Consider the following 15,309-nt stretch of genomic DNA (forward strand, 5'->3'; position numbering starts at 1 on the left):
TGCCCGGATGCGCGGAGCAGCGCAGGCCGGTCACCTTCCGGTGTCGCAGTCGCCGGCAGGCCACCTGCCGGTCCTGTACACGCAGGTCCTGGATGGCCTGAAGGTGATCGAAAACGGCGTGTATCTCGATGGCACGTTCGGTCGTGGCGGTCACGCCAGGGGCGTGCTCGAGCAACTCGGTCCGGGAGGCCGACTGCTGGTCATGGACAAGGATCCGGAGGCGATTGCGGTAGCCGAGCGTGATTTCGCGCCGGACCCGCGCGTCTCGATCTTCCGTGGCAGCTTTGCTGATCTGCTGCACTGGGATGCCACCGCACAGGGCCTGGATGGCGTGCTGTTCGACCTGGGCGTGTCCTCGCCCCAGCTGGATGTCGCCGAGCGCGGTTTCAGCTTCGGCAAGGACGGCCCGCTGGACATGCGCATGGACCCGGACAGCGGTGAAAGTGCGGCGCAGTGGCTCAACCGCGTTGAAGAGCGCGAGCTGATGGACGTGCTGTGGACCTACGGCGAAGAACGCCAGGGCCGCCGCATCGCCAAGGCCATCGTCGCCCGCCGCGACAAGCAACCCTTCACCCGCACCGCCGAGCTGGCGGAGGTGATCGCCTCGGTGATGCCGCGTGGCAAGGACAAGATCCACCCGGCCACGCGCAGCTTCCAGGCGATCCGCATCCATATCAACCGCGAACTGGCCGACCTCGAGGCGGGCCTGGACGCGGCGATGGCGCGGCTCAAGCCCGGTGGCCGGCTGGCGGTGATCAGCTTCCATTCGCTGGAAGACCGCATCGTCAAACAGTTCATGAACCGCTACGCCAAGGCACCGCCGAGCAACCGCCGGTTGCCCGAGCTGGCTGCCTTCGTGCCGACGCTGGACCTGCACGGTGGCGCCATCAAGGCCGAAGACGACGAGCTGGCGGTCAATCCGCGCTCGCGCAGTGCCGTGCTGCGCGTCGCCGAAAAGCGTGAGGTGGCTGGATGAGCCGCCTGCTGTTGATCGTGCTGCTGGCCTGCACCGTCGCCTCGGCGATCGGTGTGGTGTTCATGCGCCATCGCCACCGCCAGACCTTCGTGGAGCTGTCCCGGGTCGAGCGTGCGCGCGATGAGATCAACATCGAGTTCGGTCGCCTGCAGCTTGAGCAGGCCACCCTGGCCGAGGCGACCCGGGTCGACCGCGTCGCCCGCGAGCGCCTGGGCATGAAGTTCCCCGAAGCGGCCGACGTCGTGGTGATCCGGCCATGAACAAGTCCGGCCGCAACCGTGCGCGCAACAGCTTCAACCTCCGCCAGCGCCTGAAGTGGGTGGGGCTGGCGCTGGGCCTGTGCTCGGTCTCGCTGGTCGGCCGCGCCGCCTACGTGCAGATCATCAACAGCGAGTTCTACCAGCGCCAGGGCGAAGCCCGTTACCTGCGCGAACTGCCGATCAACACCTCGCGCGGCATGATCACCGACCGCAATGGCGAGCCGGTCGCGGTGTCCACCCCGGTCGCCTCGATCTGGGTCAACCCGCAGGAACTGCTGCGCTCGCCCGACCGTATCCCCGAGCTGGCGACCGCGCTGGGCATGCCGCTGGATGAGCTGACCTCCAAGCTCTCGCAGAAGGCCGATAAAGAATTCATGTATCTGCGCCGCCGGATCAATCCGGACGACGCGGAAAAAGTGGTCGCGATGAAGATCCCGGGCGTGGCCTCGCAGCGCGAGTTCCGCCGCTTCTACCCGCAGGGTGAGGCGATGGCGCACGTGCTCGGCTTCACCAACATCGACGACCGCGGCCAGGAAGGGCTGGAGCTGGCCTTCGACGAATGGCTGCGCGGCAAGGCCGGCGCCAAGCGCGTGATCCGCAACCGCAAGGGCGACACGGTGGAGAGCGATCTGCTGCGCGCCGCCGAGCCGGGCAAGGACCTCACCCTCAGCATCGACCGCCGCATCCAGTTCCTGGCCTTCAAGGAGCTGCGCAACGCGCTGATCGAGAACAAGGCCGCGGGCGGCTCGATGGTGATAATGGATGTTGCCACCGGCGAGATCCTGGCCATGGTCAACCTGCCGACCTACAACCCCAATGCCGTGGGTGGCGCTGCGCCGGACACCCGCCGCAACCGCGCGGTGACCGATCTGGTCGAGCCGGGTTCGACCATGAAGCCGCTGACCATCGCCTCGGCGCTGCAGTCCGGCGTGGTCACCAAAGACACCACGGTGGACACCAACCCGGGCTACATGGCGCTGGGCCGCTACACGATCAAGGACGTGCCGCGGAACAACGGCGTGCTCAACGTCACCGGCGTGATCACCCGCAGCTCGAACATCGGCGCGGCCAAGATCGCCGCCAAGATGCCGGACCAGGTCTTCTACGACCACATTCACAGCTTCGGTTATGGCGTCGCCCCGCACAGCGGCTTCCCGGGCGAATCGGCCGGCGTGCTGCCGCGCCCGGCGCGCTGGAGTGGTCCGTCCAAGACCACCATGTCCTATGGCTACGGCCTGAATGTCAGCCCGCTGCAGATCGCGACCGCCTACTCGGCGCTGGGCAACGGCGGCAAGCTGATCGCGCCGACCTTCGTCAAGGGCCAGCGCAACGAAGGCAAGCAGATCATCGACGAGAAGATCGCCAAGGAAGTCGTGGCGATGATGGAAACCGTGGTCACCCAGGGCGGCGCCAAGCAGGCGGCGGTGCTGGGTTACCACGTGGCCGGCAAGACCGGCACCGCCCGCAAGGCCGGCCCCGGCGGTTACGAGCGTGGCCATTACAACGCGCTGTTCGCCGGCGTGGTGCCCGCCACCAACCCGCGCTTCGCCACGGTGATCGTCATCAACGACCCGCAGGGCGGCAAGTATTACGGCGGCCTGGTCTCCGCACCGGTGTTCCACAACGTCATGGAAGGCGCGCTGCGCCTGATGGACGTGCCGCCGGATGACATCGAGTCGTGGCTGGCCGCCCAGCAGTCCGGAAAGATGGGCCACTCGGCCTCGGTGCTGCCGATGCCGCCGCCGGAAACGGTGATCGCGCCCGATGCCGCCGCAGAATTCGATGCCGCGCTGCCCAGCGCGCACGCCACAGTGCCGCCCGCGCAGGGAGGCACGCAATGAGCCAGATGATGTTGCTGTCGCAGTTGCTTCCCGATGTGGTGCTGAGCCACGACCCGACCATCACCGGCCTGGTGCTGGACAGCCGCGCGGTGCGCCCGGGCAATGCCTTCGTGGCGATCGCCGGCTTCGGCGCGCACGGGCTGGGCTTTGTCGATCAGGCCCGCGCCAATGGCGCCGGGGCGATCCTGTTCGACCCGCCGGCCCCGGCCGAGCTGCCGGCCCCGGCCGATGCGATTGCCGTGCCGGGCCTGCGCCACCGCATGGGCGCGATGGCCGATCAGTTCCACGGCCACCCCTCGCGCGCGATGACGATGGTCGGCGTGACCGGCACCAACGGTAAAACGTCCACCGTGCAGTTGCTGGCCCAGGCCTGGCACCTGCTCGGCACCCGCAGCGGCAGTATCGGCACGTTGGGCGTCGGACTGTATGGCGACGTGGTGCCGACCGGCTTCACCACGCCGCTGGTGCTGCAGATGCATGAGGTGCTGGCGCAGCTGCGCGACGGGGGTGCCCAGGCCGTGGCGATGGAAGTCAGCTCGCACGCGCTTGATCAGGGCCGCGTGGATGCCGTGCATTACGACGTGGCGGTGTTCACCAATCTCACCCGCGACCATCTCGACTATCACGGCGACATGGCGCAGTACGGCGCGGCCAAGGCCAGGCTGTTCCACCGCGACGGGCTCAAGGCCGCCGTGGTCAACCTCGATGACAGCTTCGGCAGCGAACTGCTGCGCACTGTCGGTGAGAGCGTCCGCCCGATCGGCGTGAGCTCGCGCGGTGCCGCGCAGGCCACCGTACGCGCTGATTCGCTCACCCTGGACGGTCGCGGCATCGCCTTCGATCTGGTCGTGGACGGTCAGCGCCATCCGGTGCAGTCGCCGCTGCTCGGCCGCTTCAACGTGGACAACCTGCTGGCCGTGGCCGGTGCGCTGCATGCGCTGGATCACGCCCCGGCCGCGATCGCCGCGCTGCTCTCGCAGCTGCAGCCGATCGCCGGGCGCATGAACCGCCTGGGCGGCGAGGGTGGCCTGCCCACCGTCGTGGTCGATTACGCGCACACCCCGGATGCGCTGGAACAGGCACTGACCAGCGTGCAGGGCCATCTGGCCGGGCGCCTGATCTGCGTGTTCGGCTGCGGCGGCGAGCGCGATACCGGCAAGCGCCCGCAGATGGCCGCCATCGCGGAGCAACATGCCGACGTGGTGATCGTCACCGACGACAATCCACGCGGCGAAGACGGCGACGTGATCGTGGCCGACATCCTCAAGGGATTTGACGCACCCGCTGCCGTCACTGTGCAGCGCGACCGCGCCGCCGCGATTGCCACCGCGATCGGCCAGGCCGGCGCGGGCGATATCGTGCTGATCGCCGGCAAGGGCCACGAGCCCTATCAGGAGATCCACGGGGTCCAGCACGCCTTCGATGACACCGAGGTGGCCGGCCGTGTGCTGGCCGCGCGCGCGGGGGTGACTACATGAAGCGCACCCCGCTGTCGCTGATCGCCCACTGGGCCGGTGGCGAGATCCATGGCGAAGACACCGCCATCGATGCCATCAGCAATGACACCCGTACGCTCGCGCCCGGCAGCCTGTATGTGGCGCTGCGGGGCGAGCGTTTCGATGGCCATGACTTCGCGGCCGACGCGCTGGCACGCGGTGCCTCGGCGATGCTGGTCGAACGCCTGCTTGATGTCGCCCTGCCGCAGATCGTGGTCGCCGACAGCGAACACGCCCTGGGCCGCATCGCCGCCGGCATGCAGCGTGACCGCGACACCGCGGTCTTCGCCATCACCGGCAGCAACGGCAAGACCAGCGTCAAGAGCCTGCTGCTGGCGATCCTGGAACAGGTGGCACGTGACGACCGCAAGGTGGTCTACGCCAACCCCGGCAACCGCAACAACGAGATCGGCCTGCCGCTGGCAGTGCTCGATGCGCCGGAAGATGCCGACTACGCCGTCTACGAGATGGGCGCCGGCAAGCCGGGCGACATCGCCTACCTCACCGAGATCGTGCGCCCGCACTACGCGCTGGTGAACAACATCGCCCCGGCGCATCTGGAACGCATGGGCAGCCTGCAGGGCGTGGCCACCACCAAGGGCGCGATCTACGCGGCGCTGCCGTCCGATGGCGTGGCCGTGATCAATGCCGATGACGCCTTCGGGATCTGGTTCGAACAGCACATCGTCGGCCAGCCGCCGCGTTGCCGCGTGCTGCGCTACGGCCTGGAGCACACCGCCGATGTCACCGCGCGTGCGATCCGCCCGGCCGCGCAGGGCAGCCAGTTCGTGCTGTCCACGCCCGCGGGCGACGCCGAGATCACGCTGGGCCTGCCGGGCCGGCACAACATCAGCAATGCGCTGGCCGCCGCCTCGCTGGCGCTGGCCGCGGGCATTGCGGTGGCGCAGATCGCTGCCGGCCTGGCCCGCGCCGAGCCGGTGCCGGGCCGCCAGATCGCGCACCAGCTGCCCAGCGGCGCGGTGCTGATCGATGACAGTTACAACGCCAACCCGGGTTCGCTCGCCGCCGCCATCGATGCCCTGGCTGCCTCGAAGGACGAGGGCTGGCTGGTACTGGGCGACATGCGCGAGCTCGGCCCGGACGGCGAGGCGCTGCATGCCCAGGCTGGCCGCCGCGCCCGCGATGCCGGCCTGAAGCGGCTGTACACGCTCGGCCCGCTGAGCGCCGCCGCCTCGACCGCCTTCGGTGAAGGCGGCCAACAGTTCCAGAGTCACCAGGCCCTGGCCGCCGCGCTCGCCACCGAACTGCATGCCGGCGTGCGCTGCCTGGTCAAGGGCTCGCGTGGCAGCGCCATGGACACGATCGTCAAAGCGCTGCTCGCGCAAGGAGAGGAAACCCCCAATGTTGCTTGAACTGGCCCGATGGCTGCAGCAGTTGGAGAGCCTGTTCGGGCTGTTCGGCTACCTGACCCTGCGCGGCATCCTCGCGGCGCTGACCGCCCTGTTCCTGTCGCTGTGGCTCGGCCCGGCGATGATCCGCAAGCTGGCCCAGTTCAAGGGCGGCCAGCCGATCCGTACGGATGGTCCGCAGACCCATTTCGCCAAGGCCGGCACGCCGACCATGGGCGGCTCGCTGATCCTGCTGACGATCACGCTGTCGGTGCTGCTGTGGGCCGACCTGCGCAACCGTTACGTCTGGCTGGTGCTGGCGGTGATGCTGTGCTTTGGCGCGATCGGCTGGTACGACGACTGGATCAAGATCGTCCGCCGCGACCCGAACGGCCTGAAGTCGCGCTGGAAATACCTGCTGCAGTCGATCTTCGGTCTGGCGGCCGGTCTGTTCCTGTTCTACACCGCCGATGTGCCGGCGGCGATGACGTTCTACATCCCGATGTTCAAATCGATCGCGCTGCCGCTGGCCGGCATCAGCTTCGTGGCCATCGCGTATTTCTGGATCGTCGGATTCTCCAACGCGGTCAACCTGACCGACGGCCTGGACGGGTTGGCGATCATGCCGACGGTGCTGGTCGCCTGCGCCCTGGGCGTGTTCGCCTATGCCTCGGGCAACGTGGTGTTCTCCAGCTACCTGCAGATCCCGCAGATTCCGGGCGCTGGTGAGCTGGTCATCATCTGCGCGGCGATCGCCGGCGCAGGCCTGGGCTTCCTCTGGTTCAACACCTATCCGGCCATGGTCTTCATGGGCGACATCGGCGCGCTGGCGCTGGGTGCGGTGCTGGGCACGATCGCGGTGATCACCCGCCAGGAGCTGGTGCTGGTGGTGATGGGCGGCGTGTTCGTGATCGAGACGCTGTCGGTGATGATCCAGGTCGCCTCGTTCAAGCTGACCGGCAAGCGCGTATTCCGCATGGCACCGATCCACCATCACTTCGAACTGAAGGGCTGGCCGGAGCCGCGCGTGATCGTGCGCTTCTGGATCATCTCGGTCGTGCTGGTGCTGATCGGCCTGGCCACGTTGAAGGTCCGCTGATGAACGACCTGTCGCGCCAGGCAACCCGCCTTGAAGCCATCGGAGGCCACTTCGACAAGTGGCTGCTGGGCGCGATCATCGCGCTCACCGGGCTGGGCGTGGTGATGGTCGCGTCGAGCTCGATCGCGCTGATGAGCAGCCCGTTCTATTACCTCAACCGCCACCTGATCTTCCTGGCGGTGGGTATCGGCCTGGCAATCATCGCCATGCGCACCGAGCTCAAGAGCATCGAGCAGTACAACCAGATCCTGCTGCTGGGTTGCTTCGCGCTGCTGGTGGTGGTGTTCATCCCGGGCCTGGGCAGCAGCGTCAACGGTGCCCGCCGCTGGATCAACCTGGGTATTTCCAAGTTCCAGACCGTCGAAGCGGTGAAGGTGCTCTACATCGTGTGGCTGTCCAGCTACCTGGTCCGCTTCCGCGATGAGGTCAACGCCACCTGGCCGGCAATGCTCAAGCCGCTGGGCGTGGCCGGCGCGCTGGTGGTGCTGTTGCTGCTGCAGCCGGACTTCGGCTCGTCCACGCTGCTGCTGGCGATCACCGCCGGCATGCTGGTGCTGGGCGGGGTCAACATGCCGCGCATGTCCATGCCGGTGATCATCGGCATGGTCGGCATGAGCGCGCTGGCGATCATCGAACCGTACCGCATGCGCCGCATCACCTCCTTCCTGGACCCGTGGGCCGATCAGCAGGGCGACGGTTACCAGCTGTCCAACGCGCTGATGGCCGTGGGCCGTGGCGAGTGGACCGGCGTGGGCCTGGGCAACTCGGTGCAGAAGCTCTATTACCTGCCCGAAGCGCATACCGATTTCATCTTCTCGGTCACCGCCGAGGAGCTGGGCTTCCTTGGCACCTGCCTGATCATTTCGCTGTATGCGCTGCTGGTCGGCCGCACCTTCTGGCTGGGCATGCGCTGCGTGGAAATGAAGCGCCACTTCTCCGGCTACATCGCCTTCGGCATCGGCCTGTGGATCAGCATGCAGAGCTTCGTCTCGATCGGGGTCAACCTCGGCATCCTGCCGACCAAGGGCCTGACCCTGCCGCTGATTTCCTCGGGCGGCTCGAGTGTGCTGATGACCTGCGTGGCGATGGGCCTGCTGCTGCGCGTCTCCTATGAACTGGACCGCGCCGAGCGCCGCCAGGCCGTGCGCATGGGCGCCGACCAGGAAGGCCCGCTGCCGGGCGACGTGCCCAAGGCCGACAGCGCCAGCGCGGTCGCCGCGGCGATGCAGGACAGCGGCAACCGCGATGCCGCACCGCGCGACAGCGCCACCCGTGGCACCAGCCGCATGCAGCAACGCATCGAACCGACGCTGGGGAGGATGGGATGAGCACGCCTCGCCTCGATCCGTCCCAGCGCCCGGTCATGATCATGGCCGGCGGTACCGGTGGGCACATCTTCCCCGGCCTGGCCGTGGCCAAGGTGCTGCGCGAACGCGGCGTGCCGGTCACCTGGCTCGGTGCCGATGGCGCGATGGAAACGCGCCTGGTGCCGCAGCACGATATCCACATCGATACGCTCGCCATCGGTGGCCTGCGCGGCAAGGGCAAGCTGGCCCTGATCGGCGCACCGCTGCGGCTGCTGCGCGCGATCCGCGCGGCCGGCTTCCTGATCCGCGATCGCCAGCCGCGGGCGGTGATCGCCTTCGGTGGCTTCGCCTCCGGCCCCGGCGGTATCGCCGCGCGCCTGCATGGCCTGCCGTTGCTGGTGCACGAACAGAACCGCGCACCGGGCATGACCAACCGCGTGCTGTCGCGCTTCGCGCGCCGCGTGCTGGCCGGTTTCCCGGGCAGCTTCGCTAAGCGTGAGGAAGCAGTCGGCAACCCGGTGCGCGCCGAGATCGCCGCGATCACGCCGCCCGAGCTGCGCCTGGCCAACCGTCAGGGCCCGCTGCGCCTGCTGGTCCTCGGTGGCAGCCAGGGGGCACGCGTGCTCAACAACGCGGTGCCCAAGGCACTGGCTGCGCTGGGCGCTGGCATGCAGGTGCAGGTGCGCCACCAGAGCGGCGAGAAGCTGCATGCCGAGGCGCTGCAGGCGTATGCCGATGCCAGCGTGCAGGCAAGCGTGGAACCGTTCATTGCCGATATGGCCGAGGCGTTCGCCTGGGCCGATCTGGTGGTGTGCCGCTCCGGCGCCTCCACCTTGGCCGAGCTGTGCGCGGTCGGCGTGGGCAGCGTGCTGGTGCCGTTCGCCGCAGCCGTCGACGATCACCAGACCCGCAATGCGGAGTATCTGGTCGAGCGCGGCGCCGCTGTGTTGCTGAAGCAGGATGAAACGCTGGCGACGCAGCTGGAAGGCGTGTTGCGCGATTTGTCCGAAAATTCCGCCCGACGCATGCAGATGGCCAATGCCGCGCGTGCCCTGGCCAAGGTCGATGCCGCTGAGCGCATCGCCGACATCATTCTCGAGGAATCCAAATGAACACCGCTACGCGCGCCAGCCTGGCGCGAGGCCGCGCATGATCCGCCGCCTCCACGACACCAACGACCTGGTACGCGCGTTCCCGCGCGTGCACTTCGTCGGCATCGGCGGCACCGGCATGAGCGGCATCGCCGAAGTGATGCTGACGCTGGGCTATGAAGTGTCCGGCTCGGACAATGCCGACAACGCCGCGACCCGCCGCCTGGCCGGCCTGGGTGCGCGCGTGATGCGCGGCCACTCGGCCGCCAATGTGCTCGGTACCGACTGCGTGGTCGTCTCCAGCGCGATCCGCGATGACAACCCGGAGTTGATGGAAGCACGCAGCCAGCGCATTCCGATCATGCCGCGCGCGGCGATGCTGGCCGAGCTGATGCGCTTCCGCCGCGGCATCGCGGTGGCCGGCACGCACGGCAAGACCACCACCACCAGCCTGACCGCCGCGGTGCTGAGCGAAGGCGGGCTGGACCCGACCTTCGTGATCGGCGGCCAGCTGCTCGCCGCCGGTGCCAACGCCAAGCTCGGCGGTGGCCAGTGGCTGGTGGCCGAAGCCGACGAGAGCGATGGCAGCTTCCTGCGCCTGAACCCGCTGGTATCGGTGATCACCAACATCGATTCGGACCACCTGGAAAACTACGGCAACGATTTCGCCCGCGTCCAGGCCGCGTTCGCCGAGTTCCTGCAGCGCCTGCCGTTCTACGGGCTGGCGGTGCTGTGCATCGACGATCCGGAAGTGGCCGCATTGGCTGCGCAGACGCCGCGCCATGTCATGAGCTATGGCATGAGCAGCAACGCCGACGTGCGCGCCGAGGACGTGGTCCAGGACGGCCCGCGCATGCATTTCACCCTGCGCCTGCCGGAAGGCAGCAGCCACCCGGTGACGCTGGCCCTGCCGGGCGCGCACAACGTGCTCAACGCGCTGGCCGCCGCCGCCGTGGGCTGGCAGCTGGGCGTGGCCCCGGACGCGATCGCGCGTGCGCTGGAGAGCTTTGCCGGCATCGGCCGCCGCTTCAATGACCTGGGCATCGTCACCACGCACACCGGCGCCAAGGTCCGCGTGATCGACGACTACGGCCACCACCCGCGTGAGCTGGCCGCCGTGTTCGCCGCTGCCCGCGGCGGCTGGCCGAGCCAGCGCCTGGTCGTGGCGTTCCAGCCGCACCGTTACAGCCGTACCCGCGATCAGTTCGATGCCTTTGCCGCCGTGCTGTCCGAAGTGGATGCGCTGGTGCTGAGCGAGGTGTACCCGGCCGGCGAAGCGCCGATCCCGGGGGCCGATTCGCGTTCGCTGGCCCGCGCCATCCGTGCGCGCGGCCGCAGCGAGCCGGTCGTGGTCGGCAACGCCGCAGAACTGGCGCACGTGCTGCCTGACGTGCTGCAGGACGGTGACCTGCTGCTGATGATGGGGGCCGGCGACATCGGCTACATCGCCCAGCAGATCGCCGGCGAAGGTTTCCAGGAGACCCCGGCGGCATGAACGCGCTGACCTTCCCGCCGCTGCGCCTCACCGACCCGGCCATGTTCGGCCGCGTCGCCGTGCTGCTGGGTGGCACCTCCAGCGAGCGCAACGTCTCGCTGGATTCCGGCCGCAACGTGATCGAAGCGCTGCGCGCGCGCGGCGTCGATGCGATCGCGGTCGACGGCATCCCGGCCCTGGCGCTGGCGCTGGTCGAGAAGCGCTTCGACCGCGTGTTCAACATCCTCCACGGCCATAACGGCGGTGGCGAGGACGGCATCGTGCAGGGCCTGATGGAAGCCTTCGGCGTGCCCTACACCGGCTCGGACGTGCTGGGCTCGGCGTTGAGCATGGACAAGATCCGCACCAAGCAGGTGTGGCTGTCGCACGGCCTGCCGACCCCGCGCTTCATCGCGCTGGACCAGGCCTCCGATGTCCACGCCGCCGCGGCCGAGCTCGGCCTGCCGGTGGTGGTCAAGCCGGCCAACGAAGGCTCCAGCGTCGGCATCAGCCGCGTGGTGGAAGCGGCCGGGCTGGATGAGGCGGTCGCGCTGGCGGTGCGCTATGACGGCCAGCTGCTGATGGAGCAGATGGTGGTCGGTGATGAGTTGACCGTGGCGATCCTGGGCGACCAGGCGCTGCCGTCGATCCGCATCGTGCCCAAGGGGCAGTGGTACGACTACAACGCCAAGTACATCGCCGAGGATACCCAGTACCTGTGCCCGGGCCTGGAGGGCGAGGATGAAATCGAGATCCGCCGCCTCGCACTGGCCGCGTTCCGCGCCGCCGGTTGCCGTGGCTGGGGCCGGGTGGACGTGATGCGCGACCGCAGCAGCGGCCGCTTCTACCTGTTGGAAGTGAACACCGCGCCGGGCATGACCAGCCATTCGCTGGTGCCCAAATCGGCCAGCCAGGCCGGGATCGGCTTTGAAGAGCTGGTCTGGCGCGTGCTGGAACAGACCCTGCCGGGTCACGCAGCACAGGAGCACAGCCACGCATGAACGCGGTGCTGCGCATCTTCGTCTGGTTGCTGGCCCTCTCGGTCGTGGCACTGCCCGTAGTGGCCGTGCTCAACGGCTGGGTCGGTGCCGAGCGGTGGCCGTTGGCCAAGCTGCGCGTGCACGGTGAGTTCAAGCGGGTCCCGGCCGAACAGCTGCAGCAGGTCGTGTTGCCGTACGCGAAGTCCGGCTTCTTCGCGGTCAAGCTGCAGGATGCCCAGGACGCCATCGAAACACTGCCGTGGGTGGAAAGCGCGCAGGTCCGCAAGCAGTGGCCGGACGTGCTGGAAATCACCCTGGTCGAGCACAAGCCGTTCGCGCGCTGGGGCCACGACCGCCTGCTTTCCGAGCAGGGCAAGCTCTTCGCCACGCCGAAGAAGCTGCAGGACCTGGAGCTGCCCGACCTGGACGGGCCGGACAGCCAGACTGAAGAAGTCGTGGCGCTCTACAACGATGCGCGCGCGCTGTTCGCGCCGGCCGGGGTGGACGTCAAGCGGGTCACCATGGACGCACGCGGCAGCTGGTCGCTGGTGCTGAGCAATGGCACCGAAGTGGTGGTGGGCCGCGACGATGCCCGCTCGCGCCTGCAGCGGTTCGTGCGCGTACTGCCACAGCTGGCCAACCAGGCGGCGCCGATCGAGCGCGCCGACCTCCGATACACCAATGGTTTCACGCTGAGCTGGGGTACCCCGGCTCCGGCCGCACCGGCCACGCCGGCCACTGTGGCGCACAGGACGCAGGACAGGACATGAATCGCAAGGGTGACAAATCACTGATCGTTGGTCTGGATATCGGCACCTCCAAGGTGGTGGCGCTGGTCGGCGAGTATTCGCCGGGCAATCCGATCGAGGTCATCGGCATCGGCTCGCACGAATCGCGCGGTCTCAAGCGCGGCGTGGTGGTGGATATCGAATCGACCGTGCAGTCCATCCAGCGTGCGGTCGAAGAGGCCGAGCTGATGGCCGGGTGCGAAATCCGCTCGGTGTATGCCTCGATCTCCGGCAACCACGTGCAGTGCAAGAACTCGCCCGGCATCGTGCCGATCCGCGACGGCGAAGTGACCTGGGGCGACCTGGATCGCGTGCTGGATGCGGCCAAGGCGGTGGCGATCCCGGCCGACCAGAAGATCCTGCATGCGATCCCGCGCGAGTACGTGCTGGACGATTCGCAGGAAGGCATCCGCAACCCGGTCGGCATGACCGGCGTGCGCCTGGAAGTGCATGCCCACCTGGTGGTGTGTGCACAGTCGGCGGCGGCCAACATCTCCAAGTGCGTGCAGCGCTGCGGCCTGCAGGTCGATGACCTGGTGCTCTCTTCGCTGGCCTCCAGCGTGGCCGTGCTGACCGCCGACGAGCGCGAGCTGGGCGTGGTGCTGGTCGACATGGGTGCCGGCACCACCGACCTGGCCGTGTTCGTGCAGGGCGCGATCTGCCACACCGCCTCGCTGCCGATCGCTGGCGACCACGTCACCAACGACATCGCGCACATGCTGCGCACGCCGACGCCGGAAGCCGAGCAGATCAAGGTGCGCTATGCCTGCGCCCTGGCCCAGCTGGCCACCGCCGAGGAAAGCATCCAGGTACCCAGCGTCGGCGATCGTCCGCCGCGCCGGATGCCACGCCACGCACTCGCCCAGGCAGTGCAGGGCCGTTACGAAGAGATCTTCGAGATGGTGCAGGCCGAACTGCGCCGCTCCGGTTTCGAGGAGCTGGTGCGCGCCGGCATGGTGCTTACCGGCGGTGCCTCGAAGATGGAAGGCGTGGTCGAACTGGCCGAGGAAATGCTGCAGATGCCGGTGCGCGTGGGCATTCCGCAGCACGTCACCGGGCTGGGCGAAGTGGTGGGCAACCCGGTGCATGCCACCGGCGTGGGCCTGCTGCTGATGGGCAGCCAGATCGAACACCCGCGTCGCCCGTCGCTGCCCACCGGCCGCGCCGGCAGCATGTTCAAGAAACTCAAAACCTGGTTCCGCGGCGAGTTCTGACGCGGCCCGCGGTAGAGCCGACCGTTGGTCGGCTGCATCACCTGCACCCCCGCACCACTGCAACGCAACGCACCACCGCAACACGGCAGCACCGGCAACACACAACCCACACAGCCGCAACGGCAACATGACGCGCGAAAGGCAGGAGGCCTGACCGCCCATGCCACCGAAAGCGGATACAACGAGGACACGGACATGGCGCATTTCGAACTGATTGAAAAGATGGCACCCAATGCGGTGATCAAGGTGATCGGCGTGGGCGGCGGCGGCGGTAACGCCGTGGCGCACATGGTCAGCACCAGTGTGGACGGCGTGGAATTCATCACCGCCAACACCGACTCGCAGGCGATCAAGAACTGCGGTGCCAAGCTGCAGCTGCAGCTGGGTACCAACGTCACCAAGGGCCTGGGCGCAGGCGCGAACCCGGAAGTCGGCCGCCAGGCCGCGCTGGAAGACCGCGAGCGCATCATGGACGCCCTGCAGGGTGCGGACATGGTGTTCATCACCGCCGGCATGGGCGGCGGTACCGGCACCGGTGCAGCTCCGGTCGTGGCCCAGCTGGCCAAGGAGATGGGCATCCTGACCGTCGCCGTGGTCACCAAGCCGTTCCCGTTCGAAGGCCGTCGCCGCATGCAGGTCGCGCTGAAGGGCATCGAGGAACTGAGCCAGCATTGCGACTCGCTGATCACCATCCCGAACGAAAAGCTGATCACCGTGCTGGGCCGCAATGCCACCATGATCCAGGCCTTCCGTGCCGCCAACGACGTCCTCCAGGGCGCCGTGCAGGGCATCGCCGACCTGATCGTGCGTCCGGGCCTGATCAACGTCGACTTCGCCGACGTGCGCACCGTCATGTCCGAAATGGGCTTGGCGATGATGGGCACCGGCACCGCGCGTGGCGATGACCGCGCCCAGGCCGCTGCCGAAGCCGCCATCCAGAACCCGCTGCTGGACGATGTGAACCTGGCCGGTGCCAACGGCATCCTGGTCAACATCACCGCCGGCGCCGACTTCACGATGGCCGAGTTCGACGAGATCGGCCGCACCATCGATGGCTTCGCCTCCGAAGATGCCACCGTGGTCGTGGGTACGGTGCTGGATCCGGACATGCAGGACGAAGTCCGCGTGACCGTGGTCGCCACCGGCCTGAACCGTGCCGTCACCGCCAAGACCCAGCGTCCGGGCGAGCGCGCACCGATCAAGCTGGTCCGCAACGCCACCACCGGCCAGCCGGAGTTCGGCGAGTTCGACAACGGCGGCGATGCGGTTTCCAAGGCCGTGGGCGGAATGGGCATGGGCATGGGCCTGCGTCGACCGAGCGCCGACACCGTGGCCCCGTCGGCCCCGAGCGCGTCGGGTCCGGCTGCTGCTGAACTGCCGAACGATTACCTGGACATCCCGGCGTTCCTGCGCCGCCAGGCGGACTGAGTACTG

Annotated in this window: 13 protein-coding genes; all 13 read left to right on the forward strand. The window is 68.2% G+C overall.

Annotated elements, in window-relative coordinates:
• The first annotated feature begins 7 nt into the window (after positions 1-7).
• The 13 genes from rsmH to ftsZ all read left to right on the forward strand — a co-directional run bounded on the left by rsmH (position 8) and on the right by ftsZ (position 15,303).
• Positions 8-976: a 16S rRNA (cytosine(1402)-N(4))-methyltransferase RsmH gene (rsmH, locus tag ABE571_RS10960; protein ID WP_346493708.1), complete on the forward strand. Its 969-nt coding sequence runs from the start codon at positions 8-10 to the stop codon at positions 974-976.
• A complete protein-coding gene (ftsL, locus tag ABE571_RS10965) occupies positions 973-1,236 on the forward strand; it encodes a cell division protein FtsL (RefSeq protein WP_019182492.1) in 264 nt (87 codons plus the stop codon). The genes rsmH and ftsL overlap by 4 nt, the downstream gene beginning before the upstream one ends.
• Positions 1,233-3,077, forward strand: coding sequence for a penicillin-binding transpeptidase domain-containing protein (locus tag ABE571_RS10970; RefSeq protein WP_121042695.1), 1,845 nt, complete (start codon positions 1,233-1,235; stop codon positions 3,075-3,077). The genes ftsL and ABE571_RS10970 overlap by 4 nt, the downstream gene beginning before the upstream one ends.
• Entirely contained in the window at positions 3,074-4,555 is a 1,482-nt protein-coding gene (locus ABE571_RS10975) for a UDP-N-acetylmuramoyl-L-alanyl-D-glutamate--2,6-diaminopimelate ligase (protein ID WP_313210235.1), read from the forward strand. The genes ABE571_RS10970 and ABE571_RS10975 overlap by 4 nt, the downstream gene beginning before the upstream one ends.
• Positions 4,552-5,946, forward strand: a complete 1,395-nt coding sequence (gene murF, locus ABE571_RS10980) for a UDP-N-acetylmuramoyl-tripeptide--D-alanyl-D-alanine ligase (RefSeq protein WP_313219983.1) — start codon at positions 4,552-4,554, stop codon at positions 5,944-5,946. Before ABE571_RS10975 ends, murF begins: the two co-directional genes overlap by 4 nt.
• A complete protein-coding gene (gene mraY / locus ABE571_RS10985; RefSeq protein WP_088433957.1) occupies positions 5,936-7,021 on the forward strand; it encodes a phospho-N-acetylmuramoyl-pentapeptide-transferase in 1,086 nt (361 codons plus the stop codon). Before murF ends, mraY begins: the two co-directional genes overlap by 11 nt.
• Positions 7,021-8,349, forward strand: coding sequence for a putative lipid II flippase FtsW (ftsW, locus tag ABE571_RS10990; RefSeq protein ID WP_070471723.1), 1,329 nt, complete (start codon positions 7,021-7,023; stop codon positions 8,347-8,349). The genes mraY and ftsW overlap by 1 nt, the downstream gene beginning before the upstream one ends.
• Positions 8,346-9,440: an undecaprenyldiphospho-muramoylpentapeptide beta-N-acetylglucosaminyltransferase gene (gene murG, locus ABE571_RS10995; protein ID WP_346493709.1), complete on the forward strand. Its 1,095-nt coding sequence runs from the start codon at positions 8,346-8,348 to the stop codon at positions 9,438-9,440. The genes ftsW and murG overlap by 4 nt, the downstream gene beginning before the upstream one ends.
• Before the next feature lie 37 nt (positions 9,441-9,477).
• Positions 9,478-10,914: a UDP-N-acetylmuramate--L-alanine ligase gene (murC, locus tag ABE571_RS11000; RefSeq protein WP_313210226.1), complete on the forward strand. Its 1,437-nt coding sequence runs from the start codon at positions 9,478-9,480 to the stop codon at positions 10,912-10,914.
• A complete protein-coding gene (locus tag ABE571_RS11005) occupies positions 10,911-11,894 on the forward strand; it encodes a D-alanine--D-alanine ligase (RefSeq protein ID WP_313210224.1) in 984 nt (327 codons plus the stop codon). Before murC ends, ABE571_RS11005 begins: the two co-directional genes overlap by 4 nt.
• On the forward strand, positions 11,891-12,643 hold the full coding sequence (locus ABE571_RS11010) for a cell division protein FtsQ/DivIB (RefSeq protein WP_313210222.1): 753 nt from the start codon (positions 11,891-11,893) through the stop codon (positions 12,641-12,643). Before ABE571_RS11005 ends, ABE571_RS11010 begins: the two co-directional genes overlap by 4 nt.
• Positions 12,640-13,875, forward strand: coding sequence for a cell division protein FtsA (ftsA, locus tag ABE571_RS11015; protein WP_017355446.1), 1,236 nt, complete (start codon positions 12,640-12,642; stop codon positions 13,873-13,875). The genes ABE571_RS11010 and ftsA overlap by 4 nt, the downstream gene beginning before the upstream one ends.
• A gap of 195 nt (positions 13,876-14,070) precedes the next feature.
• Positions 14,071-15,303, forward strand: a complete 1,233-nt coding sequence (gene ftsZ, locus ABE571_RS11020; RefSeq protein ID WP_019182482.1) for a cell division protein FtsZ — start codon at positions 14,071-14,073, stop codon at positions 15,301-15,303.
• Positions 15,304-15,309: the final 6 nt, after the last annotated feature.

Origin of the sequence: Stenotrophomonas sp. TWI273 (genome assembly GCF_039674765.1) — a bacterium.
GTDB lineage: Bacteria > Pseudomonadota > Gammaproteobacteria > Xanthomonadales > Xanthomonadaceae > Stenotrophomonas.